Annotated in this window: 24 protein-coding genes and 1 tRNA gene; 15 read left to right on the top strand and 10 right to left on the bottom strand. The window is 71.0% G+C overall.

Features of this window, described 5'->3' with window-relative positions:
* Nucleotides 1-5 precede the first annotated feature (5 nt).
* From rarD to ACIRGB_RS32190, 7 genes are all read right to left on the bottom strand, one after another.
* Nucleotides 6-1,061: an EamA family transporter RarD gene (gene rarD / locus ACIRGB_RS32220; protein ID WP_403872395.1), complete on the bottom strand. Its 1,056-nt coding sequence runs from the start codon at nt 1,059-1,061 to the stop codon at nt 6-8.
* A 146-nt stretch (nt 1,062-1,207) separates the two neighbouring features.
* Entirely contained in the window at nt 1,208-2,062 is an 855-nt protein-coding gene (locus ACIRGB_RS32215; protein ID WP_403872393.1) for an SDR family oxidoreductase, read from the bottom strand.
* A 158-nt stretch (nt 2,063-2,220) separates the two neighbouring features.
* Nucleotides 2,221-3,279 (bottom strand): 2-oxoacid:ferredoxin oxidoreductase subunit beta, encoded by a 1,059-nt coding sequence (locus tag ACIRGB_RS32210; protein WP_403872391.1) that lies wholly within the window; start codon nt 3,277-3,279, stop codon nt 2,221-2,223.
* Entirely contained in the window at nt 3,272-5,209 is a 1,938-nt protein-coding gene (locus ACIRGB_RS32205) for a 2-oxoacid:acceptor oxidoreductase subunit alpha (RefSeq protein WP_403872390.1), read from the bottom strand. Before ACIRGB_RS32205 ends, ACIRGB_RS32210 begins: the two co-directional genes overlap by 8 nt.
* Before the next feature lie 219 nt (nt 5,210-5,428).
* Nucleotides 5,429-6,088, bottom strand: a complete 660-nt coding sequence (locus ACIRGB_RS32200; RefSeq protein WP_403872566.1) for a LuxR C-terminal-related transcriptional regulator — start codon at nt 6,086-6,088, stop codon at nt 5,429-5,431.
* A gap of 399 nt (nt 6,089-6,487) precedes the next feature.
* Complete coding sequence (locus tag ACIRGB_RS32195; RefSeq protein ID WP_403872388.1) at nt 6,488-7,855, bottom strand: sensor histidine kinase; 1,368 nt, start codon at nt 7,853-7,855, stop codon at nt 6,488-6,490.
* A 112-nt stretch (nt 7,856-7,967) separates the two neighbouring features.
* Nucleotides 7,968-9,194 carry a sensor histidine kinase gene (locus ACIRGB_RS32190; RefSeq protein ID WP_403872387.1) on the bottom strand — a complete coding sequence of 409 codons (1,227 nt, stop codon included), beginning with the start codon at nt 9,192-9,194 and terminating at the stop codon, nt 7,968-7,970.
* 195 nt (nt 9,195-9,389) lie between these two features.
* Here ACIRGB_RS32190 and ACIRGB_RS32185 point away from each other — a divergent pair, with 195 nt between their 5' ends.
* The 13 genes from ACIRGB_RS32185 to ACIRGB_RS32125 all read left to right on the top strand — a co-directional run bounded on the left by ACIRGB_RS32185 (nt 9,390) and on the right by ACIRGB_RS32125 (nt 21,755).
* Entirely contained in the window at nt 9,390-9,830 is a 441-nt protein-coding gene (locus tag ACIRGB_RS32185) for an NADH-quinone oxidoreductase subunit A (protein WP_059299971.1), read from the top strand.
* The gene (locus ACIRGB_RS32180) at nt 9,821-10,450 is read left to right on the top strand and encodes an NADH-quinone oxidoreductase subunit B (protein WP_403872385.1); all 630 of its coding nucleotides are present in this window, start codon (nt 9,821-9,823) and stop codon (nt 10,448-10,450) included. The genes ACIRGB_RS32185 and ACIRGB_RS32180 overlap by 10 nt, the downstream gene beginning before the upstream one ends.
* A complete protein-coding gene (locus ACIRGB_RS32175; RefSeq protein WP_403872383.1) occupies nt 10,447-11,835 on the top strand; it encodes an NADH-quinone oxidoreductase subunit C in 1,389 nt (462 codons plus the stop codon). Before ACIRGB_RS32180 ends, ACIRGB_RS32175 begins: the two co-directional genes overlap by 4 nt.
* Nucleotides 11,832-12,800: an NADH-quinone oxidoreductase subunit H gene (locus ACIRGB_RS32170; RefSeq protein ID WP_403872381.1), complete on the top strand. Its 969-nt coding sequence runs from the start codon at nt 11,832-11,834 to the stop codon at nt 12,798-12,800. The genes ACIRGB_RS32175 and ACIRGB_RS32170 overlap by 4 nt, the downstream gene beginning before the upstream one ends.
* On the top strand, nt 12,800-13,360 hold the full coding sequence (locus ACIRGB_RS32165) for a NuoI/complex I 23 kDa subunit family protein (RefSeq protein WP_403872379.1): 561 nt from the start codon (nt 12,800-12,802) through the stop codon (nt 13,358-13,360). Before ACIRGB_RS32170 ends, ACIRGB_RS32165 begins: the two co-directional genes overlap by 1 nt.
* Complete coding sequence (locus ACIRGB_RS32160; RefSeq protein WP_403872377.1) at nt 13,357-13,995, top strand: NADH-quinone oxidoreductase subunit J; 639 nt, start codon at nt 13,357-13,359, stop codon at nt 13,993-13,995. Before ACIRGB_RS32165 ends, ACIRGB_RS32160 begins: the two co-directional genes overlap by 4 nt.
* Nucleotides 13,995-14,387, top strand: a complete 393-nt coding sequence (gene nuoK, locus ACIRGB_RS32155) for an NADH-quinone oxidoreductase subunit NuoK (protein WP_403872376.1) — start codon at nt 13,995-13,997, stop codon at nt 14,385-14,387. Before ACIRGB_RS32160 ends, nuoK begins: the two co-directional genes overlap by 1 nt.
* Nucleotides 14,384-16,378 carry an NADH-quinone oxidoreductase subunit L gene (locus ACIRGB_RS32150; protein WP_403872374.1) on the top strand — a complete coding sequence of 665 codons (1,995 nt, stop codon included), beginning with the start codon at nt 14,384-14,386 and terminating at the stop codon, nt 16,376-16,378. Before nuoK ends, ACIRGB_RS32150 begins: the two co-directional genes overlap by 4 nt.
* A gap of 6 nt (nt 16,379-16,384) precedes the next feature.
* Nucleotides 16,385-17,965, top strand: coding sequence for an NADH-quinone oxidoreductase subunit M (locus tag ACIRGB_RS32145; RefSeq protein ID WP_403872372.1), 1,581 nt, complete (start codon nt 16,385-16,387; stop codon nt 17,963-17,965).
* Nucleotides 17,962-19,509: an NADH-quinone oxidoreductase subunit N gene (locus ACIRGB_RS32140; protein WP_403872370.1), complete on the top strand. Its 1,548-nt coding sequence runs from the start codon at nt 17,962-17,964 to the stop codon at nt 19,507-19,509. Before ACIRGB_RS32145 ends, ACIRGB_RS32140 begins: the two co-directional genes overlap by 4 nt.
* Nucleotides 19,510-19,779: 270 nt before the next feature.
* Nucleotides 19,780-20,643, top strand: coding sequence for a zinc metalloprotease HtpX (gene htpX, locus ACIRGB_RS32135; protein WP_403872368.1), 864 nt, complete (start codon nt 19,780-19,782; stop codon nt 20,641-20,643).
* Nucleotides 20,640-21,056: a YccF domain-containing protein gene (locus tag ACIRGB_RS32130; protein WP_403872366.1), complete on the top strand. Its 417-nt coding sequence runs from the start codon at nt 20,640-20,642 to the stop codon at nt 21,054-21,056. Before htpX ends, ACIRGB_RS32130 begins: the two co-directional genes overlap by 4 nt.
* Nucleotides 21,057-21,152: 96 nt before the next feature.
* Nucleotides 21,153-21,755 carry an SMI1/KNR4 family protein gene (locus ACIRGB_RS32125; protein WP_403872364.1) on the top strand — a complete coding sequence of 201 codons (603 nt, stop codon included), beginning with the start codon at nt 21,153-21,155 and terminating at the stop codon, nt 21,753-21,755.
* A gap of 85 nt (nt 21,756-21,840) precedes the next feature.
* Here the strand turns inward: ACIRGB_RS32125 and ACIRGB_RS32120 are convergent, their stop codons facing one another.
* The gene (locus tag ACIRGB_RS32120; RefSeq protein ID WP_403872362.1) at nt 21,841-23,085 is read right to left on the bottom strand and encodes an APC family permease; all 1,245 of its coding nucleotides are present in this window, start codon (nt 23,083-23,085) and stop codon (nt 21,841-21,843) included.
* A 140-nt stretch (nt 23,086-23,225) separates the two neighbouring features.
* On the opposite strand from ACIRGB_RS32120, the gene ACIRGB_RS32115 reads away from it, so the two are divergent.
* Complete coding sequence (locus ACIRGB_RS32115) at nt 23,226-23,492, top strand: GlsB/YeaQ/YmgE family stress response membrane protein (protein ID WP_403872360.1); 267 nt, start codon at nt 23,226-23,228, stop codon at nt 23,490-23,492.
* Between the two features lie 70 nt (nt 23,493-23,562).
* Here the strand turns inward: ACIRGB_RS32115 and ACIRGB_RS32110 are convergent, their stop codons facing one another.
* Entirely contained in the window at nt 23,563-24,051 is a 489-nt protein-coding gene (locus tag ACIRGB_RS32110; protein ID WP_386312539.1) for a YajQ family cyclic di-GMP-binding protein, read from the bottom strand.
* Between the two features lie 235 nt (nt 24,052-24,286).
* Between ACIRGB_RS32110 and ACIRGB_RS32105 the strand changes: the two genes are divergently transcribed.
* Nucleotides 24,287-24,368 (top strand) — tRNA-Tyr (locus ACIRGB_RS32105).
* A 166-nt stretch (nt 24,369-24,534) separates the two neighbouring features.
* Here the strand turns inward: ACIRGB_RS32105 and ACIRGB_RS32100 are convergent.
* Nucleotides 24,535-25,476 (bottom strand): tetratricopeptide repeat protein (locus ACIRGB_RS32100; protein WP_403872358.1); only part of this gene is annotated, 942 nt, incomplete at its 5' end.

Raw genomic sequence — 25,476 nt, 5'->3', positions numbered from 1 at the left:
TGCCGTTACGGCTTCCCCGCCCTGGTGCCGTGCTGCTGCCGGGGCGCGTCGGTGGAACCCGGCACCGGAGTCCCGGAGGCCACCACCCCCGACTCGCGCGCGACGGCGTCCGCCTTGACCGGCGGTACGCCCGCGCGCGCCCGGTCCAGCTGCTCCCGCAGCGCACGCGCGGTCCGGTGGGCCGTGCGCAACGCGTCCCAGGTGAGCAGCGTCAGCGCCAGCCAGACCAGCCCGAAGCCCGCCCAGCGCTCGGGCGGCATGGCCTCGTGGAAGTACAGGACGCCGAGCGCGAACTGGAAGACCGGCGCCAGGTACTGCAACAGCCCCAACGTGGACAGCGGTACGCGGATCGCCGCCGCGCCGAAGCAGACCAGCGGGACCGCGGTGACGATGCCGGTCGCGGCGAGCAGGGCCGAGTGCCCGAGCCCCTCGGTGGTGAAGGTCGACTCGCCCTGCGAGCCCAGCCACAGCAGGTAACCGAGCGCCGGCAGGAACTGGATCGCCGTCTCCGCGGCCAGCGACTCGACGCCACCGAGGTTGACCTTCTTCTTCACCAGTCCGTACGTGGCGAAGGAGAAGGCGAGGCAGAGCGAGATCCACGGCGGCTGGCCGTAGCCGATGGTGAGGACGAGCACGGCCGCGAAGCCGGTGCCGACCGCCGCCCACTGCGCGGGCCGCAGCCGCTCCTTGAGCAGCAGCACGCCCATCGCGATGGTGACCAGCGGGTTGATGAAGTACCCGAGCGAGGCCTCGACGACGTGGCCGCTGTTCACGGCCCAGATGTAGACACCCCAGTTGACGGTGATGACCGCCGCGGCGACCGTGACCAGGGCCAGCTTGCGCGGCTGCCGCAGCAGCTCGCCGGCCCAGGCCCAGCGCCGTACGAAGAGCAGGGCGACGGCGACGAAGCCGAGGGACCACACCATCCGGTGGGCGAGGATCTCCCCGGCCCCGGCGGGCTTGAGCAGCGGCCAGAACAGCGGGACGAGGCCCCACATCCCGTACGCCGCGAAGCCGTTCAGCAGGCCTATTCGCTGATCACTCCTGGACGACCCGGCCACGGGCACCTCCTTCTCGCACACGGCATGCCGGGGACGGGGAGGCATGCCAGGACGAAGGTAGCGCCGCACCCGGCCGCCTGTCATGCCCGTATCGGAATACGGTCATGACAGGCGGGGCGGGCCGGTGAGGGACTGAGGGACGGAGGTCAGCCCTTGAGCGCGGCGGCGACCGCCTCCGCGAGCGGCGTCGTCGGGCGGCCGGCCAGCCGGGACAGGTCGCCGGTGGAGACGACCAGCTCGCCCTTGGCGATGGCGGCGTCCACGCCCGCGAAGACGTCCGCGAGCGGTCCGGGCACCCCGGCGCCGGTCAGGATGCCGGTGTAGTCCTCGATGGAGACGGGGCGGTAGACGATCTCCCTGCCCGTCTGCCGGCTCAGCTCGGCGGCGTACTCGGCGAAGCTCCAGGCCTCGTCGCCGCCCAGCTCGTACGCCGTGTTCTCGTGGCCCTCGCCGGTCAGTACGGCGACGGCGGCGGCCGCGTAGTCGGCGCGGGCGGCGGAGGAGACCCGGCCCTCGCCGGCCGCCTGCACGACGGCGCCGTGCTCCAGGACCGGGGCGAGCTGCTCGGTGTAGTTCTCGTGGTACCAGCCGTTGCGCAGCAGCACGTACGGCACGCCCGAACCGACCAGCACCTCCTCGGTGGCCCGGTGGTCGTCGGCGAGCGCGGCCTTGAGGCTGCTCGGGGCGCTGGTGTAGGCGAGCAGGGCGACGCCGGCCTTCTTCGCCGCGTCGATGACGATCGTGTGCTGCCGTACGCGGCCCTTGTCGAACTCGTTCCCGGAGATCAGCAGGACCCGGTCGCCGGACGCGAACAGGTCGTCGAAGGTCTCGGGGGAGTTGTAGTCGGCGACGGCGAGCCGTACGCCGCGGGCGGCGAGGTCGGCGGCCTTGTCGCGGTCCCGGACGACGGCGGTGACCTGGTCGGCCGGCACCTTTTCCAGCAGTTGCCGCACGACGTGGCGGCCGAGGTGTCCGGTGGCTCCGGTGACGACGATGCTCATGGTGTCAGTGCTCCTTGGGGGGTGTGTTGCCACTAACCCTAGAAGCTGCGCTAACCGAAGGAAAGTGCCCACTTTGAAGTAATGTACTTACCTCTGGGTAAGCCAAAGGGCCCGGACGCTGCTCGTCCGGGCCCTCGTGCGCGGTGAACGCCGGTCCGTCAGCCGACGACCGTCCAGGTGTCGTTCCCGGTCAGCAGCGCGGCGAGGTCGCCCTTGCCGTTCTGCTCGACGGCGGTGTCGAGCTGGTCGGACATGAGGGTGTCGTACACGGGCCGCTCGACGGAGCGCAGCACGCCGATCGGGGTGTGGTGCAGGGTGTCCGGGTCGGCGAGGCGGGAGAGCGCGAAGGCCGTGGTCGGGGAGGCGGCGTGGGCGTCGTGGACGAGGATGTCCGCCTCGTTGTCCGCCGTGACGGTGACGACGTCCAGGTCGCCGGTGCGCGGATTGCGTACGACGCCCTTGGCGCCGTCGGCGCCGAAGCGGACCGGCTGCCCGTGTTCCAGGCGGATCACCGCCTCCTCGGCCTGTTCCCGGTCCTTGAGGGCGTCGAAGGCGCCGTCGTTGAAGATGTTGCAGTTCTGGTAGATCTCGATCAGGGCGGTGCCGGGGTGGTCGGCGGCCTGGCGCAGGACCTCGGTGAGGTGTTTGCGGTCGGAGTCGACGGTCCGGGCGACGAAGGACGCCTCCGCGCCGAGGGCGAGCGAGACGGGGTTGAAGGGCGCGTCCAGCGACCCCATCGGCGTCGACTTGGTGATCTTGCCGACCTCGGAGGTCGGGGAGTACTGGCCCTTGGTCAGGCCGTAGATCCGGTTGTTGAACAGCAGGATCTTGAGGTTCACGTTGCGGCGCAGGGCGTGGATGAGATGGTTGCCGCCGATGGAGAGGGCGTCGCCGTCGCCGGTGACGACCCACACGGACAGGTCGCGGCGGGAGGCAGCGAGGCCGGTGGCGATGGCGGGGGCGCGGCCGTGGATGGAGTGCATCCCGTAGGTGTTCATGTAGTACGGGAAGCGGGAGGAGCAGCCGATGCCGGAGACGAAGACGATGTTCTCCTTCGCCAGGCCGAGCTGGGGCATGAAGCCCTGCACGGCGGCGAGGACGGCGTAGTCGCCGCAGCCGGGACACCAGCGCACTTCCTGATCGGACTTGAAGTCCTTCATGGACTGCTTGCCCTCTGCCTTCGGCACGAGCTGGAGCAGCGCGTTGGCGTCAGTCATCGATGGCCTCCTTCAGCGCCGTGGCGAGCTGCTCCGCCTTGAACGGCATGCCGTTGACCTGGTTGTACGATCGGGCGTCGACCAGGTACTTCGCCCGGATCAGGGTGGCGAGCTGCCCGAGGTTCATCTCGGGGATCACGACCTTGTCGTACCGCTTCAGCACCGTGCCGAGGTTGGCCGGGAAGGGGTTGAGGTGGCGCAGGTGGGCCTGCGCGATCGGCTCCCCGGCCGCCCGCAGCCGCCGTACGGCCGCCGTGACCGGCCCGTAGGTCGAGCCCCAGCCCAGGACGAGGGTGCGCGCGCCGTCCGGGTCGTCGGCCTCCAGGTCGGGGACGGTGATGCCGTCGACCTTGGCCTGCCGGGTGCGGACCATGAAGTCGTGGTTGGCGGGGTCGTAGGAGATGTTCCCGGTGCCGTCCTGCTTCTCGATGCCGCCGATCCGGTGCTCCAGACCCGGTGTGCCCGGCACCGCCCACGGACGGGCCAGGGTGTGCGGGTCACGTTTGTAGGGCCAGAACACCTCGGTGCCGTCGTCCAGCGTCTGGTTCGGGCCCTGCGCGAACTGCACGGTGAGATCCGGCAGCTCGTCGAGCTCCGGGATCCGCCAGGGTTCGCTGCCGTTGGCGAGGTAGCCGTCGGAGAGCAGGAAGACCGGGGTGCGGTAGGCCAAGGCGATGCGGGCCGCTTCCAGGGCGGCGTCGAAGCAGTCGGCCGGGGTGCGCGGCGCGACCACCGGGACGGGGGCCTCGCCGTTGCGGCCGTACATGGCCTGGAGCAGGTCCGCCTGCTCGGTCTTGGTCGGCAGACCGGTGGACGGCCCGCCGCGCTGGATGTCCACGATCAGCAGCGGCAGCTCCAGCGAGACCGCGAGACCGATCGTCTCGGACTTCAGCGCCACCCCCGGGCCACTCGTCGTCGTCACGGCCAGCGACCCGCCGAAGGCCGCGCCCAGGGCCGCGCCGATGCCGGCGATCTCGTCCTCGGCCTGGAAGGTGCGCACCCCGAAGTTCTTGTGCTTGCTGAGCTCGTGCAGGATGTCGGAGGCCGGGGTGATCGGGTACGAGCCCAGGAACAGCGGCAGATCCGCCTGCCGGGAGGCGGCGATCAAACCGTAGGCCAGGGCCAGGTTCCCGGAGATGTTGCGGTAGGTGCCGGGCGGGAACGCCGTCGCCGCCGGCGCCACCTCGTAGGAGACCGCGAAGTCCTCCGTGGTCTCCCCGAAGTTCCAGCCCGCGCGGTAGGCCGCGATGTTGGCGGCGGCGATCTCCGGCTTCTTCGCGAACTTCGACCTCAGGAACCTCTCCGTGCCCTCGGTGGGCCGGTGGTACATCCACGACAGCAGCCCGAGCGCGAACATGTTCTTGCTGCGCTCGGCCTCCTTGCGGCTGAGGTCGAACTCGGTGAGCGCCTCCACGGTCAGCGTCGTCAACGGCACCGGATGCAGGTGGTACCCGTCCAGGGAGCCGTCCTCCAGCGGAGAGGTGTCGTAGCCGACCTTCTGCATCGCGCGCCGGGTGAACTCGTCCGTGTTCACGATGATCTCCGCCCCGCGCGGCAGATCACCCACGTTCGCCTTCAGCGCGGCCGGGTTCATCGCCACCAGCACATTGGGCGCGTCGCCCGGCGTGAGGATGTCGTGGTCGGCGAAGTGCAGCTGGAACGACGAGACACCCGGCAGGGTCCCGGCCGGTGCCCGGATCTCGGCCGGGAAGTTCGGCAGGGTCGACAGATCATTGCCGAACGACGCCGTCTCCGAGGTGAAACGGTCGCCGGTGAGCTGCATCCCGTCGCCCGAGTCCCCCGCGAACCTGATGATCACCCGGTCCAGCCGGCGGACGTCCTTCGCCCCGGCCGGTTTGCGCTGCGCTCCCACGACGGTCTCGTCGGTACCGTCGGCCTGCTCCGCTGGGCTGCTGACCTGGCTGGTCACTTACTGGACCTCCCTAAGGACGGCTGTCCGGGGACTGGTCTTCCGCCGACCGTCCCAGGATCAACCCTACGTCCGCACACCATGACTTCCGGTGGACATTCGCATGATGGACACGACTTCGAGACGGCCCACAGCCCTGGAATCCCACGGTTCTCCCGCCGAGACATGAGCCGGTGATGCCGGAGTCGAGAAGCCGGTGATGTCAGGAGTTGAGAGATGTCAGGAGTTGAGATAGGTGAGGACGGCGAGCACCCTGCGGTGATCACCGTCGCTCGGGGACAGACCCAGCTTCATGAAGATGTTGCTGACGTGCTTCTCCACGGCCCCGTCGCTCACGACGAGCTGCCGGGCGATCGCCGAGTTCGTCCGGCCCTCGGCCATGAGCCCCAGCACCTCCCGCTCCCGCGGGGTGAGCCTCGCCAGCACGTCCTGCTTGCGGCTGCGCCCGAGCAGCTGCGCGACCACCTCCGGGTCCAGCGCCGTACCGCCCTGCGCCACCCGCACCACGGCGTCCACGAACTCCCGGACCTCGGCCACCCGGTCCTTCAGCAGATAGCCGACGCCCCGGCTGGAACCGGCCAGCAGCTCCGTCGCGTAACGCTCCTCCACGTACTGGGACAGCACCAGCACGCCGAGACCGGGATGCGCCTTGCGCAGCCGCACCGAGGCCCGCACCCCCTCGTCGGTGTGCGTCGGCGGCATCCTCACGTCCGCCACCACGACGTCCGGCAACTCGCCCTGGGCGTCCAGTTCGGTGATGGTCTTGATCAGTGCCTCACCGTCGCCGACACCGGCCACGACCTCGTGCCCGCGGTCGGTCAGCAACCGGGTCAGCCCCTCTCGGAGCAGCACTGAATCCTCGGCGATGACCACCCGCACCCTGTCCTCCACGATCTTCGGCCCCCCACAGCCCGTGCACCTCCGCGGTCCGCGCGGCCCACGCCGCGTCCACGAACCGTCCGTGCGACGGGTCCAGCATTCCAGCTTCCGGGGCCGGACGCGCTCCGGCAACGGGAAGAGAACCGGAAGTCCCGGGTTCCCGTCCGGGTTCGGCGCCCGATGGCCGGTTCTCGATCACCCCCCTGGGCCGCTGCCGGGCCGCCGCGGTGTCCCTCGGCCCGTGCCGCTCCGGCCCGTGTCGCTCAGCCCCTCCCCGCTGGGGCGTGCTCCGGGGGCGGAGTGGCTCCGGTGTCGGGGTGACGCCGAGGGAGGGCAGGACGACGTCGGGAGGGGGACAGGGCGGCGCCCGGGGGACGGGGCGGCGCCGGCCCCGTCGGATCAGCCGGTGACCGGCTCGTTCCGCCACGGCAGCTCCGCCGTGATCCGCGTCGGCCCTCCGGCCGGCGAGTCCACCACGAGGATCCCGTCCACCGCGTCGAGCCGTTCCGCCAGACCGGCCAGCCCGGACCCGGGCGACGCCTGCGCGCCACCCACGCCGTTGTCCACCACCTGGAGCATCAGCCGGTTCTCCACCCGCCACACCTCGACGGCGGCCCACGTGGCCCTCGCGTGCTTGCTGATGTTCTGCAGCAGCTCCGAGACGGTGAAGTAGGCGATGCCCTCGATCGCCGACGCCGGCCGCTCCGCCAGGTCGACCTCCACCCGCACCGGCACGGTGCAACGCGAGGCGACCGAGGAGAGCGCCGCGTCCAGACCGCGGTCGGTCAGCACCGCGGGGTGGATGCCCCGAGCCAGGTCCCGCAGCTCCTGGAGCGCCGTCTTCACCTCGCCGTGCGCCTCGTCCACCATGACGGCCGCGGCGCGCGGGTCCTCCTTCAGCTTCTCCTTGGCCAGCCCCAGGTCCATGGCGAGGTTGACCAGGCGGGCCTGTGCCCCGTCGTGCAGGTCGCGCTCGATGCGCCGCAGGTCGGCCGCGGCCGTGTCGACCACGACCCCCCGGTCCGACTCCAGCTCCACTACCCGCGTCGCCAGCCGCGAGGGGCCGAGCAGCCCGTGCACCATGACCCGGTCCACCGTGGTCAGCGCCCGCACCAGCCACGGCGTCGCCAGGGTGAACAGCAGACCGACCAGCGAGGTCACGGTGATCTCGAAGGGGTTGTCCAGGTAGACCCGGTGCGTCTCGTCGCCGTACAGCTGGAGCCCGTCCTGGCCGGCGTACATCGGGAACACCCAGAACCACAGCGGGTACGTCAGCATCGCCCACCCGACCGCCCACACGTTCAGGGCGACGACGAACGAGAACACGGCCCACGGGAACTGCAGCACCGCGTACATCAGGCTCCGCCACGAGGTGCCGCTCTTGAGCACGGCGCCCATCCAGCCCATCGCGCCCTGCTTCTTCAGCCGCAGCGGCTCCGGGTCGTCCACCCGCAGCCCCAGCAGGGCACGGGCCCGGGCCCGCTCCATCGCCCCGAAGCCCCGGCACCCGGCGAGTGCGGCCGCCAGCACCGGCACCCCCAGGAACGTCACCAGCAGGCCCGCCCCCAGCGACACCATCGTCACGGCGTAGGCGAAGAGCAGGATGCCGACCGGCAGACCCACCAGCACATAGCCGAACTCCCGCCAGCTGCGCGCCTCGAACGGTGCCCGCAGTCCCGCCGGCAGCCGGTGGTGCCGCGCACCGGTGTCCCCGGGGAAGCCGGACCCGCTCCCGAGCCCGTAACCCTGTCCGTATTCCGTGGCCATCGGTGCCGTCCTTCTCCTCGTCGTCTGCGGCTGTGCTGTCGTACCTCCACCCTCCTCGGCCGCACCGCCAGGGCCAATGGAGCCCGTCGGCGTCTGGGGAGGGGGGTTTTCCCTACCTCCTGGCGACAGCGCCGGCCGCGTCGGCCTCCGTGCGGTCCCGCCACGGCAGCTCGGCCGTGATCGTCGTCGGGCCGCCCTCCGGCGAGTCGACGACGAAGAGACCGTCGACGGCGGACAGCCGGTCGGCGAGGCCCTTCATCCCCGTGCCGCCGTCGAGGCGCGCGCCCCCGTGGCCGTCGTCCCCCACCTGTATGAGCAGTCGGTCGGACGACCGCCACACCTCCACGGAGGCCGAGTCGGCCCCGCTGTGTTTGCTGACGTTCTGGAGCAGCTCCGAGACCGTGAAATAGGCGATGCCCTCGATGGCGGCCGCGGGGCGCTCCGCCAGGTCGACGGTCACCCTGACCGGCACGGTGCAGCGGGAGGCGACCGAGGAGAGCGCCGCGTCCAGACCGCGGTCGGTCAGGACGGCCGGATGGATACCGCGCGCCAGGTCCCGCAGCTCCTGAAGGGCCAGCTTCACCTCGCCGTGCGCCTCGTCGACCATGGTCGCCGCCGTGTCGGGGTCCTCCAGGAGCTTCTCCTTGGCCAGGCCCAGACCCATGGCGAGGTTGACCAGGCGGGCCTGTGCCCCGTCGTGCAGGTCGCGCTCGATGCGCCGCAGGTCGGCCGCGGCCGTGTCGACCACGATCCCCCGGTCCGACTCCAGCTCGGCGATCCGCCGCTCCAGCTCGTCGGAGGGCGACAGCAGCCCGCGCACCATGGCCCGGTCGACGTTGGCCAGGCCCCGCGCGATGAACGGCAGCACCGGCCACAGCGCGAACAACGACGTCAACGTGACGACGAAGGTGGCAGTGCTCCAGGGCAGCCGGATGATCTCGTACAGGACCGTGCGCCAGCCCACCGGGTCCTTCAGGGACATCCACAACTGTGCGAAGAAGCCGCGTCTGCCCCGCATCGGCAGCGGGCTCGGCTCGTCCACCCGCACGCCGAGCAGTGCCCGGGCCCGCGCCCGCTCCAGCTTGCCCAGCTGCCGCGCGCCCAGCAGACCGGCCGCCAGCAGCGGGAGCCCGATCACCGTCACCGTCAACCCGATACCGAAGGACAGCATCGTCACGACGTAGGTGAAGCCGAGCAGCGCCACCGGAAGATTCGCCAGCAGGTGGGCGATCTCCTTCCAGGTGTGCCGGTCGTAGGCGAAACGGGCCGGCGGCAGGCGGTCGTCGGCCGCTGCGCCGGTGGTCCCGGCGAGGCTGGATGTCGAGAGGCGTTCGGTCATACCCGTCAGCGTGCCGTGCGGCGCGGTGCCGCGCCATGAGGCGGACCGCCGGGCCGCACTGAGGAAAACCCCACCCCCGCGTCTCAAGGTGCGACGGGCTGCTTACCGTCCCTTTATCAGGCCCTAGACTCCCGTGCGTACAGATCGTCGAACAGCAACGTTCACGACGTCCACGACAGGGAGCGAGGGGCGCACGTGCCGGAACCGACCGTCGGCGACGCGACCGCCGGCGCCGTGACCACAGCCGATGCGACCGTGGGGCTCGCCGCGGACTACTTCCAGTCCTACTCGGTCGTCGGCCTGCTCGCCGTCGTGGGCGTGCTCTTCGTCGCCGTGGCCTTCGGCGCCGGACGGCTGCTGCGACCGGTGGTCCCGACGCCCGAGAAACTGCTCACGTACGAGTGCGGCGTCGACCCGGTGGGGGAGGGCTGGGCGCACACGCAGGTCCGCTACTACGTCTACGCCTTCCTCTACGTCATCTTCGCGGTCGACTCGATCTTCCTCTTCCCCTGGGCCACGGTCTTCGCCGACCCTGGTTACGGGGCCACGACCCTCGTGGAGATGTTCATCTTCCTCGGCTTCCTCGCCGTGGGTCTGTTGTACGCATACAAGAAGGGCGTCCTGTCGTGGACGTGAACCCCGCCGAGCCCGCACCCGTGCCGCTCCCCGAGCCCAAGAGGCTGGGCACGCTCGCCCGCCTCGCCCCGGAGCCGATGAAGGTCGTCCTGAACTGGGGCCGCCGCTACTCGCTCTGGGTCTTCAACTTCGGCCTCGCCTGCTGTGCGATCGAGTTCATCGCCGCGTCGATGGCCCGCCACGACTTCATCCGGCTCGGCGTGATCCCGTTCGCGCCCGGCCCCCGCCAGGCCGACCTGATGGTCGTCTCGGGCACGGTGACCGACAAGATGGCACCGGCCGTCAAGCGCCTGTACGAGCAGATGCCCGAGCCGAAATACGTCATCTCCTTCGGCGCCTGCTCCAACTGCGGCGGCCCCTACTGGGACTCCTACTCCGTGACGAAGGGCGTCGACCAGATCATCCCCGTCGACGTCTACGTCCCCGGCTGCCCGCCGCGCCCGGAGGCACTGCTCCAGGGGATTCTCAAGCTCCAGGAGAAGATCGCGCGGGAGTCGCTGGGGGAGCGGTACGGCACCTCGCCCCGGCCGTCGACGGCGGCACTGCGGAGCGGTCTGGTACGACCGCCGGCCTCGGCCTCGGCTCCGGCTCCGGCCTCCGACGCCGAGGAGGGCCGATGACCGCGGTCGGCTGGCTGCCCGCGGGCGCCGAGGAACTCTTCGGTCCGGACGCCACGGCAGCGGAGTCGTACGACCTGCTGACCGTCGACGTGCCGCCCGCCTCCTGGATCACCGCCCTGGAGACGGCGCGTGACCGGCTCGGCTGCACGTACTTCGACTGGCTGAGCGCGGTCGACGAGCCGGGCACCGGGTTCCGCGTCGCGGCCCACGTCGTCGCGCTGGGACCGGTGCGCAGGCTGCTCCTGCGTACGACCGTCCCGCACGACGCCCCGGTGCTGCCCACCGCCGTCGCGGTGTACGCGGGTGCGGCCTGGCACGAGCGCGAGACCCACGAGATGTTCGGTGTCGCCTTCGCGGACCACCCCGGGCTGGACCACCTGCTCCTGCCGGAGGGTTTCGAGGGCCACCCGCTGCGCAAGGACTTCGTCCTCGCCGCCCGCGTCGCCAAGGCCTGGCCGGGGGCCAAGGAGCCCGGCGAGTCCGATCACGGCGGTCCGCGTCGGCGCCAGATGCTGCCGCCTGGCGTTCCTGATCCCAACGAGTGGGGCCCGCTGAAGGGTCAGATGCCTCCCGCTCCGGCGCGCCCGGCGCGGGGCGCGGGGCGTGCGGCGGGGGAGCGCCCGCTCCGCGGGGCGGGGGAACGCCCCGCCCGCCGGACCCGTACGGCCGCCGAGGGCTCCGTCGGGCAGACGGCGCCCGACAGCGAGACCCCGGCCGCGCCGCGCCGCTCGCGCACGGCGACCGAGGGCTCGGTCAGCCAGACCTCCCCGGCCGGCGAACCGACGGCCGCACCGGCACCGCGGCGGTCGCGCAGTGCGAGCCAGGGCTCCGCCTCCCAGCGAGCGGCCGGCCCGGCGGACGGGCCCACCGCCGGTACGCCTGCCGGGCAGCGTGACGCCGCCGGTACCGCCGGCCCCCGGCGTGCCCGGAGCGCGTCGCAGGGCTCGGCGAGCCAGCGGGACGCCGCCGACGCCGGACGGCCGGACGACGCGGGCCCCGGCAGCGACACCCCGGACGGCAACGCCACCGGCACCCCCTCCTCACCCACCGGGGAACCGGCCACCAAGCCGACGCCCTCGGCACCGCGCAGCCCGGACGCCCCGTGGCACCACGCCCGCCCGGCGTTCGAGGAGCCTGCCGCCGCCGAGGAGCCGGGGGCTTCCGAAGCGTCACCAACCGCCCCCGACGACGGGCCAGAGCCTCCCCGTGAGCCGGAGGCATCCGGCGAGCCGGAAGCCTCCCGTGAGCCGGAGGCTCCCCGTGAGCCGGAAACCCCCCGTGAGCCGGAGGCTCCCCGCGGGCCGGAAGCTCCCCAAGAGCCCGACGCCCCCGGTGACCCCGACACCCCGCCCGATCCGCCGCACCCCCCAGGAGGCCCGCAGTGAACGACGCGCTCGACGTCACCCTGCGCCTGCTGGTCGTCTTCGTCGTCTTCCTCGCGTTCCCCCTGATCGTCGGCCAGACCGAGCACAAGGTGATGGCCCACATGCAGGGCCGCCTGGGCCCGATGTACGCCGGTGGCTTCCACGGCTGGGCCCAGCTCGTCGCGGACGGGGTGAAGTTCGCGCAGAAGGAGGATGTGGTCCCCGCCGACGCGGACCGCCGCATCTTCCAGCTCGCCCCGGCCGTGGCCCTGCTCCCGTACCTCCTGGTCCTCCTCGCCATCCCGGTCGGGCCCGGAGAGGGCGCGGTCGGTCAGGTCGTCGACGCGGGCGTCTTCTTCGTCCTCGCCGTCATGGGCGTCGGCGTCCTCGGCTCTCTCATGGCCGGCTGGTCCTCCGCGAACAAGTTCTCCCTCCTCGGCGGCCTGCGTACCGCCGCCCAGCTCCTCGCGTACGAACTCCCGATGCTGCTGACCGCGGCCTCCGTGGCCATGGCGGCCGGCACGGTCTCCCTCGTCGGCATCCTCGACGCCTTCGAGTGGTGGTGGCTGCCCTGGCAGATCGTCGGCGCGATCGTCTTCTTCGTCGCCGGGCTGGCCGAACTGCAACGCCCGCCGTTCGACATGCCGGTCGCCGACTCGGAGATCATCTTCGGTGCCTACACCGAGTACACCGGCCTGCGCTTCGCCCTGTTCCTCCTCGCCGAGTACGCCGGGATCGTCGTCCTGTGTGGTCTGACCACCGTCCTCTTCCTGGGCGGCTGGCACGGCCCGTGGGGCGCCGACGGCCTGGGCTGGGTGTGGACCCTGCTCAAGGCGGCCGTCCTCGCCTTCGTCGTGATCTGGCTGCGCGTCACCTACCCGCGGCTGCGCGAGGACCAGCTCCAGAGACTGTCCTGGACGCTCCTCGTCCCCCTCTCCCTCGCCCAGATCGCCCTCACCGGCATCGTCAAGGTGGTGATCGCGTAATGGCCCCCGTCCCCGGCAGCGGCCTGGCCAAGGGTCTGGCCGTCACCCTGCGCACGATGACGCGGAAGACCGTCACCGAGCAGTACCCGGATGCCCAGCCCGAACTGCCGCCCCGCACCCGCGGGGTGATCGGCCTGTTCGAGGAGAACTGCACGGTCTGCATGCTGTGCGCCCGCGAGTGCCCCGACTGGTGCATCTACATCGACTCCCACAAGGAGACGGTCCCGGCGGCCACCCCCGGCGGGCGTGACCGCAGCCGCAACGTCCTCGACCGTTTCGCCATCGACTTCTCCCTGTGCATGTACTGCGGTATCTGCATCGAGGTCTGTCCTTTCGACGCCCTGTTCTGGTCCCCGGAGTTCGAGTACGCCGAGACCGACATCCGCGAGCTCACCCACGAGCGGGACAAGCTCCGCGAGTGGATGTGGACCGTGCCGGCCCCGCCCGTCCTCGACCCCGGCGCGGAAGAGCCCAAGGAACTCGCCGCCGCCCGCAAGGCCGCCGACAAGCTGGCCGCGCAGCCGCGGCCGGACCAGCCCGGACAGGAGGACCAGGAGTGACCCTCGCCGCCGCGTCCCACGGCTTCCTGTCCCCGACCGGCGTGGAGATCGCCTTCCTCCTCGTCGGCCTGGTCACCCTCGGAGCCGCCGTCGTCACCGTCACCACCCGCCAGCTCGTCCACGCCGCCCTGTGGCTCGTGGTGGCTTTGGGCGGCCTCGCCGTCGAATACCTGCTGCTCACCGCCGAGTTCATCGCCTGGGTCCAGGTCCTCATCTACGTCGGTGCCGTCGTCGTCCTCATCCTGTTCGGGCTGATGCTCACCAGGGCGCCCATCGGCCGGTCCCCGGACGCCGACTCCGGCAACCGCTGGGCCGCGCTCACCGTGGCCGTGGCCGCCGCCGTGGCCCTGGTGTGGGTCGTCGTCGACGCCTTCCGCACCACCTGGATCGACCTGGACGGCCCGGCCGCCGGCTCCACCGCCGTCACCGGAGCGAGCCTGTTCCAGAACTGGGTCCTCCCCTTCGAGGCCCTCTCGGTCCTCCTCCTCGCCGCCCTGGTCGGCGCCATCGTCCTGTCCCGCAAGGCCAAGGCGGCCCGCGCGGGCGAAGCCTCCCGACCCGGAAGCCCCCAGTCCGGAAGCCCCCAGTCCGGCACTTCCCGGGCCGGTACCTCCCGGACGGGCGGTGTCCGCTGATGCACCTCGCCTATCCCGCCGTCCTCTCCGCCCTCCTGTTCTGCACGGGCCTCTACGGCGTGCTCGCGCGCCGCAACGCGATCCTGGTCCTGATGTCGGTCGAGCTGATGCTCAACGCCGTCAACCTCAACCTGGTCGCCTTCGACGTCTGGCTCAGCAGGGCCGCCGAGGAGACCCTGCACTCCGGCCAGGCCCTGACCCTGTTCACCATCGCCATCGCGGCCGCCGAGATCGGCATCGGCCTGGCGATCGTCCTCGCCGTCCACCGCAACCGCGGCACCGCGGACATCGACAAGCTCCGCGACACCGCCGAGGGCCACGAGCCCGACGGCCCCGACACCGACACTCCCGCGACCGGGACGGCCGCCGAGAAGGCTGAGGCCACCGCGTGACCACGACCACCCTCGCCGTACTCGTCCCCCTCCTTCCCTTCCTCGGGGCGGCCGCCGGTCTCCTGCTGGGCCGGTCGGCGCCCGGATTCGTCCGCCCCCTCGCCGTCCTGCCGACGCTGGCGGCCCTCGTCCTCGCCGTACTCGTAGCGGCCCGCCAGGGCGGTGGCCGGGCCGTCGACGCCGTCACGGAACTGACCCCCACCGGTTCGGTCCCGGTCGAACTCGCCCTGCACATCGACGGCTTCGCCGCCCTCGTCGCCCTCCTGGTCGGCACTGTCGCCGTCTGCGTGCAGATCTACTCGACGGGCTATCTGCGCGACGACCCGCGCTACGCCTCGTACGCCGCTCTCGTCTCCCTGTTCACCTCCGCCATGTTCCTCGTCGTGTACTCCGGCGACCTGATGGTGCTGCTGGTCGGCTGGGAGGTCATGGGCATCTGCTCGTACTTCCTGGTCGGCCACTACTGGGAAACTCCCGAGGCGCGTGCCGCCTCCCTGAAGGCCTTCCTGGTGACCAAGCTCGGCGACGTCCCCTTCCTGATCGGGCTGCTCGCGCTGGCGACCGAGGCCGGCTCCTTCCGCATCACCGAGATCCTCGGCGCGGTGGCGCGTGGCTCGCTCGACCACCCGACGCTGATCGCCCTGCTGCTCCTGGCCGGTGTGGCGGGCAAGTCGGCGCAGTTCCCCCTGCACACCTGGCTCCCCGACGCGATGGCGGGCCCGACGCCCGTCTCCGCGCTGATCCACGCCGCGACGATGGTCGCCGCCGGTGTGTACTTCGTCGCCCGGCTCCTTCCGCTCTTCGAGGCATCACGGGCCGCGATGGCCGTCCTCGCCGTCATGGCCGCCGTCACGATGGTCGGCTCCGCGCTCGCCGCCCTCGCCCAGGACGACATCAAACGCGTCCTGGCCTACTCGACGATCGGACAGCTCGGCTACATGACCGGCGCCCTCGCCACGGGCGACCGGGGTGCCGCCGTCTTCCACCTCCTCGCGCACGGCGCCTTCAAGGCGCTCCTGTTCCTCGCCGCCGGCGTGATCATCCACGCCGCCGGCACCAACTCGCTGGCCGCCATGTCCCGCATGCGGGGCCTGCGCGAACGCGTCCCGGACGCCTACTGGACAATGACCGTGGCCCTGCTCGCGCTCGCCGCGATCCCGCCCTTCAGCGGCTTCTTCTCCAAGGAGTCCGTCCTCGGCGCCGCGGAGCACGTCGCCACCGGCCACACCGAGCACGCGCCCGGCGCCGCGGGCTGGACCGTGCTCGTCGCCGGGCTGATCACGGCCCTGCTCACCGCCGCCTACGCCACCCGCCTGTGGCTGCTGGCCTTCCGCGGCCGAGGCGCCGAGGCCCCCGACCACGGCAAGCAGCCGCTGGTCATGAACGCCGTGCTCTGGGTGCTCGCCATCCCCTCACTGGCCCTGGGCGGACTCGCCTTCCGACTGCTGCCCGACTGGTTCGACGGCCACGACCTCACCCCGACCCTCACCACCTCCGTGCTGGGCACGGGAGTGGCCCTGGCGGGCGGCATCGTCACCTACGCCGCCTGGCAGCACACCTCGGCGCTGGCGGCCCGCACCCCGCTGGGCGCCGTCGCCGCCCACCCCGAGGGCGACGCCGCCCTGGTGGAGGCCGAGGCCATCGCCGTCCACCGGCCCGCCTACGGAGACCTCGCCTCCGCGCCCGACCCGGCGGACCCGGGGCGACTCCTGCTGGGCCCGGTGCATCGGCACGCGGCCGCGGGCTTCCACCTGGACGCGGTGTACACGACCCTCTTCGTCCGCCCGGTCCGGGCAGGCGCACGCCTCGTCCGGTTCCTGGACCGCGAGGTCGTCGACACCTACGTACGTGCGGCGGGCGGGCTGCCCCGCTTGCTCGGGGCCGCCGTACGGCGTGCCCAGACCGGCAATGTGCAGACCTATGTGAGCGCGCTGCTCGCCGGCACCGTCGTCCTCGCGGTCGCCGCCGTCCTCGTCGCCACGGGAGCGTGAGCAGGCGTGATCGATATCAACGAGTCCGTGATGCAGGTCCTTCTCGCGTTCATCGTCGTCGGCCCGCTCCTCGGTGCCGTCGCCGCCCTCCTGCCGGCCCCGCCCGGGCTGAAGGGGAAGTCACCCGAGCAGGCCGTACTCCGGCACGGTGTCACCGTCACCGGCGCGGTCCTCCTCGCGGCGGTCGTCCTCGTGCTCGGCTTCGACCACGACCATCCGTCGAAGATGCAGGCCAGCACGGACATCAGCTGGATCCCCGCACTCGACGTGCGCATCCACCTCGGCATCGACGGCATTTCCCTCCCCCTGCTGGTCCTGACCGCGCTGCTGACTTTCCTCTGCGCGCTCTACTCGTACGCGAAGATGCCGTCGGGCCCGAGCCCGAAGGCGTTCGTCGCGCTGCTGCTCGTCCTGGAGTCCGGCACCCTCGCGACCTTCGCCGTCCTCGACCTGATCCTGTTCTTCCTCGCCTTCGAGACGGTCCTCATCCCGATGTACTTCCTCATCGCCCGCTGGGGCGGCGAGGGACGGGCCGGGGCCGCCTGGAAGTTCATCCTCTTCACGCTCCTCGGCTCCGTCGTCATGCTGCTCGGCCTGCTCCTGATCGGAATCACGGCGGGCACATTCGACATGGTGGCACTCGCCACTGACAACGGCCGGTCGCTCACCACATCCGTGCAGGTCATCGCCGTTCTGGCGATCGGGATCGGGCTCGCGGTCAAGACCCCGATGTGGCCGCTGCACAGCTGGCTGCCCGACGCCCACACCGCCGCGCCCACCGTCGGCTCGGTACTGCTGGCCGGTGTCCTGCTGAAGATGGGTACGTACGGGTTCGTCCGGATCCTGCTCCCGGTCGCGCCGGAGGGCTTGCGCACCTTCGCGCCCTACCTCGCCGCCTTCGCCGTCATCGGCATCATCTACGGCTCCCTGGCCTGCCTGGCCCTCGCCAGAAGGGGCGCCAAGGGCGACCTCAAGCGCCTCATCGCCTACTCGTCCGTCGGCCACATGGGCTTCGTCCTGCTCGGCGTCGCGACCATGACCCCGACCGGCGTGAACGGCGCCCTCTTCGCCAACATCGCTCACGGCCTCATCACAGGCCTGCTCTTCTTCGTGGTCGGCGCGCTCAAGGACCGCACCGGGACCACCGACCTCGACGCCCTCGCCGAGGAGTCCGGTCACGCCCTGTACGGCAAGGCACCGCGCCTCGGCGGACTGCTCGCCTTCGCCGCGGTCGCCTCGCTCGGCCTGCCGGGCCTGGCCGGGTTCTGGGGCGAGATGCTCGCCCTGTTCGGGGCCTTCGACCCGCACGACGACCTCAGCCGCCCCGCCTTCCTCACCTTCATGGCCATCGCCGCCTTCGGGACCCTGCTGACCGCCGCGTACATGCTGATCGTGGTCCGCCGCGTCTGCATGGGCGCCGTGCCGCAGGACGCCCCGCAGCCGAACCTCGCCGACGTGCGCACCTACGAGTTCGCCGCCTGGACGCCGCTCGTCGCCCTCACCGTCGTCGCCGGACTGTGGCCCAGGACCCTCCTCGGGCTGACCGATCCGGCCGTGCAGCAGCTCCTCTCAGGAGGCACCCGATGAGCTCCCCGGCCCAGCTCCTCGCCGAGCCCCTGACGCAGTCACCGACCCAGAACCTCGTCCAGTCCGTCGACTGGCTCGCCATCGCGCCGCCCACCATCACTGCGGTCGTGGGACTCGTCGTCCTCGTCACCGACCTGTTCGTCAAGGACGCCCGCAAGTCCCTGCTCGGCTGGATCTCGGTCTCCGGACTCGCCGCCTCCGCCGTCATGCTGCTGCCCCTGGTGAACGACGACCGCTCCACCTTCTGCCTGGCCGGCGAGCCCGGCGTGTGCAGCTACACCGCGGACACCTTCACCCTCGCCGTCCAGTTCCTGGTCCTCGGCGGCGCCCTCCTGACCGCCCTCCTGTCCGTCACCGCGGTGAAGGACGCCGACCGGGGACTGCCCGAGGGCGAGTTCTGGTTCCTGCTGCTCTCCTCCGCGGCCGGCGCGGCCCTCCTGCCCGCCTCCCGCGACCTCGCGACCCTGGTCGTCGCCCTGGAGGTCGCCTCCCTGCCCGCCTTCGCCCTCGTCGGTCTCCGGCAGGGCGACCGCAGGTCCTCCGAAGCCGCCCTGAAGTTCTTCCTGTCCTCGGTCACCGCGACCGCGGTCAGCCTCATGGGCATCAGCTTCGTGTACGCCACCACCGGCACCCTCTACCTCACCCAGGTGGCCGACCGCATCCAGCACGTCGACGGGCAGTTCACGACCCTCGCCCAGACCGGCGTGGTCCTCACCCTCGTCGGCTTCGCCTTCAAGACGGCCGCCGTCCCCTTCCACTTCTGGGTGCCCGACACCTACGTCGGCGCCCCCTTGCCGATCGCGGCCTACCTGTCCGTGATCGGCAAGGCGGTCGGCTTCTCCGGCCTCATCCTGGTCACGGTCGTCGCCCTGCCCTCCTACGCGGACGTCTGGGGCCCAGCCCTCGCGGCACTGGCCGCGCTCACCATGACCGTCGGCAACGTCGGCGCCCTCCGGCAGCAGGCCACGCGCGCGTACAGCGCGGTACGCCTGCTCGCCTGGTCGTCCGTCGGCCAGGCCGGCTACCTCCTGGTGCCGATCGCCGCCGCCGCGTACTCCGACGACCCCGAGCGCTCGATCGGCTCCACCGTCGCCTACGCCCTCATGTACGCCGCGGTGAACCTCGGCGCCTTCGCGGTGGCCGCGCTGGTGGGCCGCACGCGAGCCCTCAACCGCGTCGCGGACTACCGCGGCCTGTACGCGTCCAACCCCCTCACCGCTCTGCTGCTGGCGTTCTTCCTGCTCTGCCTCGCCGGACTGCCGCCCGGCGTCATCGGCCTCTTCGCCAAGGTCACGGTGTTCACCGCGGCCGTCGACGCCGGACTCGGCTGGCTGGCCGTCGTCATGGCCGTCAACGTCGTGATCGCGCTCTTCTACTACCTCCAATGGACGGCTCTGCTGTTCCGGGCGCCCGAGGAGGCGCCCGCCGGCCACCGCGCCCCCGGCCCCCTCACGGCCGCGATCGCCGCGACCGCGGTCCTCGCCGTCGCCCTCTCCGGAGCACCCCAGCTGATCCTGCGCTTCGCCGACACCGGGCTCTTCTGAACCCACCCGTCCGCACACGCGCGCGTGCGGCACCCGGCTCCACGCGCGCGTGCCGCCCGTCGCGCCCGTCGCGGCCGTCACCCGTACGGACCACACGTGCCGCGCCGCGGCCCGGGGAACTGGTGGCCTTCGCCTGGCGTTGACCAGTACGGAAGGGTCCACTGGACGTGTCACCCACGGCACCGGTGGCACCGGAGACCAGGAAGCAACCACAGCGAGCGAGACCAGCAAGCAAAGGGTTCCCCTGCTGCACGACTTGGAGGGCGTACCGTGCACCGCCGGCACAACGGGCTCAGGACCGCAGTTCTCCTCGGGGGACTGTCCGCGCTCATCATCGTCATCGGCAGCTTCTTCGGCCGAGCGGGGCTCGTCGTCGCGGTCCTCGTCGCCCTGGGCACCAACGCGTACGCGTACTGGAACAGTGACAAGCTCGCACTCCGCGCCATGCGCGCCCGCCCGGTCAGCGAGTTCGAGGCCCCGGCGCTGTACCGCATGGTCCGCGAGCTCTCCACTCAGGCCCGCCAGCCGATGCCCCGCCTGTACATCTCACCGACGGAGGCGCCGAACGCCTTCGCGACCGGCCGCAACCCGCGCAACGCGGCCGTGTGCTGCACCGAGGGCATCATGCGCCTGCTCGACGAGCGCGAACTGCGCGGCGTGATCGGCCACGAACTCAGCCACGTCTACAACCGCGACATCCTCATCTCCTCCGTCGCCGGCGCCCTCGCCTCGGTGATCATGTTCCTGGTCAACTTCGCCTGGCTGATCCCCGTGGGCCGGTCCAACGACGACGACGGACCCGGTCTGCTGGGCATGCTCCTCATCATGCTGCTCGGACCGCTCGCCGCCACCGTCATCCAACTGGCGATCAGCCGTTCCCGGGAGTACGAAGCCGACGCGTCCGGCGCCCAGCTGACCGGCGACCCGCTCGCCCTGGCCGACGCCCTGCGCAAACTGGAACTCGGCACCAAGCAGCTTCCGCTCCCCCCGGAGCCCCGGCTCGAGACCGCCAGCCACATGATGATCGCCAACCCCTTCCGGCCGGGGCAGGGACTCTCGAAGATGTTCTCCACCCACCCGCCGATGGCGGAGCGAATCGCCCGGCTCGAAAAGATGGCAGGTCGTCAGCAGTGAAGACCATCCTCAACGTCATTTGGCTCGTGCTCAGCGGCTTCTGGCTGTTCCTCGGCTACCTGCTGGCGGGCGCGCTGCTCTGCATCACGATCATCGGAATCCCCTTCGGCATCGCGGCCTTCCGCATCGGCGTCTACGCCCTGTGGCCCTTCGGGTACACGGCGGTCGAGCGCCGCGACGCCGGAGCACCCTCCTGCATCGGGAACGTGCTGTGGCTCGTCCTCGCCGGCTGGTGGCTGGCGCTCGGGCACATCGTCACCGGTATCGCGCTGTGCGTCACGATCATCGGCATCCCGCTCGGTCTCGCCAACTTCAAGCTGATCCCCGTCTCGCTGCTCCCGCTGGGACGCGAGATCGTGCGCACGGACCAGCCGTTCACCGCTGCGGCAGCGTCGCAGCGGACCGGCTGGTAACGGGTGTTCGTGGGCCGTCGGGGCCCACGTTGTCCACAGCCTCCCGGTTGTCCACAGGCCCGCCCGGATGTCAGTGGCGGGCCGCATGATGAATCCATGAGCGAGAACGAGCAGTTGCTGGAACGGGTGGCCGCCAAAGCGCGGAACACCCGCCCGTGGGGCTGGGCCTCTCTGCCCGAGCCCGTGGACGGGGAGACGTCGGCCCGCGCCGAGGCCGCCCTGGGCTTCCCTCTTCCCGCACTGCTCGCCGAGCTGTACCTGCGCATAGGAGACGGCGGATTCGGCCCGGAGTACGGCCTGTTGCCCCTGCTCGACAATCCGCCGTCGGGCGAGCCCGCCGCCGTCGCCCAGTACCTCGCCAACCGCGACAGCGCTGCGAAGGACCCCGACTGGCCCTGGCCCGAGGGCGTCCTGCCCATATCCCACTGGGGTTGCGCGATGTACGCGTGCGTCGACTGCCGCTCCCCGCAGGCCACCGTCCTCCTCTTCGAGCCCAACGCCGGTGACGCGGGCCATGCCTGGTACGTCGACGCCCCGAGCCTCGCCGACTGGCTGAGGGCCTGGGTCGAGGGCACGGGCTGGTACGAGGAGGCCCACGAAGGCCCGGAACCGCCCCCATGGAGCGACTTCCCCATACGCACCGGCAGAGCACCCAGAGGACCCGTGACGACGCGTACGCCGCCCACACCGGCGTCCTGAGGGCAACCGGCCGAGCCCCCACCGCGGAACACACCACACCCACGGTGCCGATGCCCGACCACCTCGGCGCGCCCTCAGCCGCCGTCTACCGCGGGACTTGCTGCCCCCGCACCCCGTACGCCACCACACCCACCGCCAGCACGCCCACCCCCACGACGACCGACAGCGCCGGGAGCGAGACGGCGAGCAGCACACAGCCCACCAGTCCCAGCGCCGGTACGAGCCGCGACACCCGTGAAGGGTCGAGCGTCCAGGCCGACGCGTTGGCCACGGCGTAGTACACCAGCACACCGAAGGAGGAGAAGCCGATCGCCCCACGCACGTCCACCGTCGCCGCCAGGACCGCGACCACCGCGCCCACGGCCAGCTCCGCCCGGTGCGGCACCTGGAAACGCGGATGCACCGCGGCCAGCGCCCGGGGCAGATGACGGTCCCGGGCCATGGCCAGCGTCGTCCGGGACACGCCCAGGATCAGCGCTAGCAGGGAGCCCAGCGCGGCCACGGCGGCACCCACCCGCACGACCGGCGCCAGCGCCGGCACGCCGGCCGCGCGTACCGCGTCGGCGAGGGGCGCCGTCGCCTGCCCCAGACCGGCCGGGCCCAGCACGGAAAGGACAGCCACCGCCACCCATCCGTACACCGCCAGGGTGAGCCCCAGCGCCAGTGGGATCGCGCGCGGGATCGTGCGCCGCGGGTCCCGCACCTCCTCACCGAGGGTCGCGACGCGCGCGTACCCCGCGAACGCGAAGAACAGCAGGCCGGCCGCCTGAAGGACGCCGCCGACACCGCCCGACAGGCCGATGTCCAGCCGCCCGGCGTCGGCCCGCTCCGAGCCGAGACACGCCACCACCACGGAAGCGAGGACAGCGAGAACCACCGCCACGATCACCCGTGTCAGCCAGGCGGACTTCCGGATCCCGCCGTAGTTCACCGCGGTCAGCGCCACCACGGCGGCGACCGCCACCGCGTGCGCCTGCTCCGGCCAGACGTACGCGCCCACCGTGAGCGCCATGGCGGCACAGGAAGCCGTTTTCCCGACGACGAACGACCAGCCCGCGAGATAGCCCCAGAACTCCCCGAGCCGCTCACGCCCGTAGACGTAGGTGCCACCCGAGGCCGGATACCGGGCGGCGAGCCGGGCCGACGACATGGCGTTGCAGTAGGCGACCACGGCTGCCACGGCGAGGGCGAGAAGCAGTCCCGAGCCGGCGGCCCGCGCCGCCGGTGCCAGGGCGGCGAAGACCCCGGCACCGATCATGGAACCGAGCCCCACGACGACGGCGTCGCCCAGACCAAGGGTGCGACGCAGCCCCGAAACCGCAGGTGTCATGGGTCGCACCCTACTGATCGGCGCAACCACCCGACGCGGACGGAACGTCCCCTTCACCAAGAGGACATGAACACCGCGCGGAGGAACGGCCCGCAGCACCGGCACAGCGTGGGCACAGAGAGAAAGGGCAGGGTCACGGCATGACCGTCATCAGCTGGATCATCCTCGGACTGCTGGCCGGAGCCATCGCCAAGTTCCTGCTGCCGGGCCGCGACCCCGGAGGTCTCGTCGGCACCACCCTCATCGGTGTCGCGGGCGCGTTCATCGGCGGCTGGATATCGGCCCGCTGGCTTGACCACCCGATCAGCAAGGACTTCTACGACGGCGCCACCTGGGCGGCGGCGATAGGCGGTTCGCTGGTGCTGCTCATCGCCTACCGGCTCCTGTTCGGCAACTCGCGCGACTGAACGCGCGGACCGGACGAGAAAGGGTGGGCACCGTCGGGGTGCCCACCCTTTCTCGTCCCGGCTCAGCGGATCACCGGTAGTTGACGAACTGCAGCGCGAAGTCGAAGTCCTGGCCCTTCAGCAGGGCGATCACGGTCTGCAGATCGTCCCGGCTCTTCGAGGAGACCCGCAGCTCCTCGCCCTGCACCTGGGCCTTCACGCCCTTGGGGCCCTCGTCGCGGATGAGCTTGGCCACCTTCTTCGCGTTCTCCTGGGAGATGCCCTCCTCGATCGACGCGAAGATCTTGTACTCCTTGCCGGACAGCTGCGGCTCGCCCGCGTCCAGAGCCTTGAGCGAGATGCCGCGCTTGATCAGCTTGGACTGGAAGACGTCGAGGACTGCGTTCACCCGGTCCTCGGAGTTGGCCTCCATGAGGATCTTCTCCCCGGACCACGAGATCGAGGCGCCCACGCCCTTGAAGTCGTAACGCTGCGAGATCTCCTTGGCGGCCTGGTTGAGGGCGTTGTCGACCTCCTGCCGCTCGACCTTCGAGACGATGTCGAAACTGGAGTCGGCCATGTCCTGTGGCTCCTTGTATCTGGGTGCGTGTCGGGCCGCGTATCGGGTCCGTACCGGCATACGTCGTCGGCCGCCGGGCCCGGCGGGGTCCTCGGCCGCATCCGGACAAGCCTAGCCACCCGCCGCGGTCGGGGCGGCGATCAATCGGGTGGCGAAGCACCCCTCCACATCAGGTATTGTTTACGTCGTTGCCACGGAGCACCGCCCACCAGCGGTACGACGGGCAGCGAACCCCGGCGGTGTGCCCGAGCGGCCAAAGGGAGCAGACTGTAAATCTGCCGGCTCAGCCTTCCCAGGTTCGAATCCTGGCGCCGCCACACGACCGAAAGGGTCTGTGACCAGCAGCAATGCTGATCACAGACCCTTTCGTCGTTCCCCGGTCCGGGTTCGCTGCGGCGGCGTGGCGAAGATCATACGGGCGCTTCATGCCGCCTCGTGCCGCGGCCAGGCCAGGCCAGGCCAGGCCAGGCCGGTCCGGACCCCTCACTGCTCCCTGAGCGCGGTTTCCAGTCGATGCCGGAACGACAGGATCTTCTCCTCGGCTGAGGCTACGACCTGCCGCAGGGTGTCTGAAACGGTCAGCAACTCGACAAGGTTTCCACGGGTTGGATTGCTGTCGATGAGTATGGACAGGTATCCGTCCGCTTCTTCCCATCGCGACATCAGGCAATGGACGAGGAAGAGGTTCCCTTTGTCGGATATATGGTTTCTGGCACTGCACAGTTCGATGGTGCGCGCGACGCACGATTGGCACTCGGGGTGGTGTGTCGCGTAAAGGGCAACCGATCTCTCGTAATGCGTCCAGCCATTGTCGGGTTCGAGTGCGAGAGCGCGGTCGAAGTCGGCCAAAGCCTCTTCGTATCGCCCCAGAACGCGGTAGGTGACGCCCCGACTCGTCATAGCGTACGTGCTCGCGGTATCTATTTCGATGGCGCGATCGAAGGCGGCCAAGGCTTCCGTGTATCGGCCCTCAAGGCGCAGTATGTGACCGCGGTTGGCGATGGCCCAGACGTACTCCGGGTTGATCTCGATCGCTCGATCGAAGTCGGCCAGGGCTTCTTCGGGCCGTCCCATGGACAGGTGGAGCTGACCGCGATTGGTGATGGCCCAGACGTACTCGGGGTTGATCTCGATGGCTCGGTTGTAGTCCGCCAGGGCTTCCTCGTACCGGCCTGTGGAGTCGTAGGTCTGGCCGCGGCTTGCGATGGCCCAGGCGTAGTCGGGGTTGCTTTCGATGACGTGATCGAAGTCGGCGAGGGCTTCCTCGTACCGGCCCGCAACGCGGTACAGCTCGCCCCGAGCGGAGAGGATCCAGGACGTTTCGGGCGCGATCTCGATGGCTCGGTTGTAGTCCGCCAGGGCTTCCTCGTACCGGCCTGTGGAGTCGTAGGTCTGGCCGCGGCTTGCGATGGCCCAGGCGTAGTC

Source organism: Streptomyces sp. NPDC102490 (genome assembly GCF_044765285.1).
Classification (GTDB): domain Bacteria; phylum Actinomycetota; class Actinomycetes; order Streptomycetales; family Streptomycetaceae; genus Streptomyces.
Note: the sequence above shows the minus strand (reverse complement) of the source record. Positions and strands in the feature narration are given on the sequence as shown.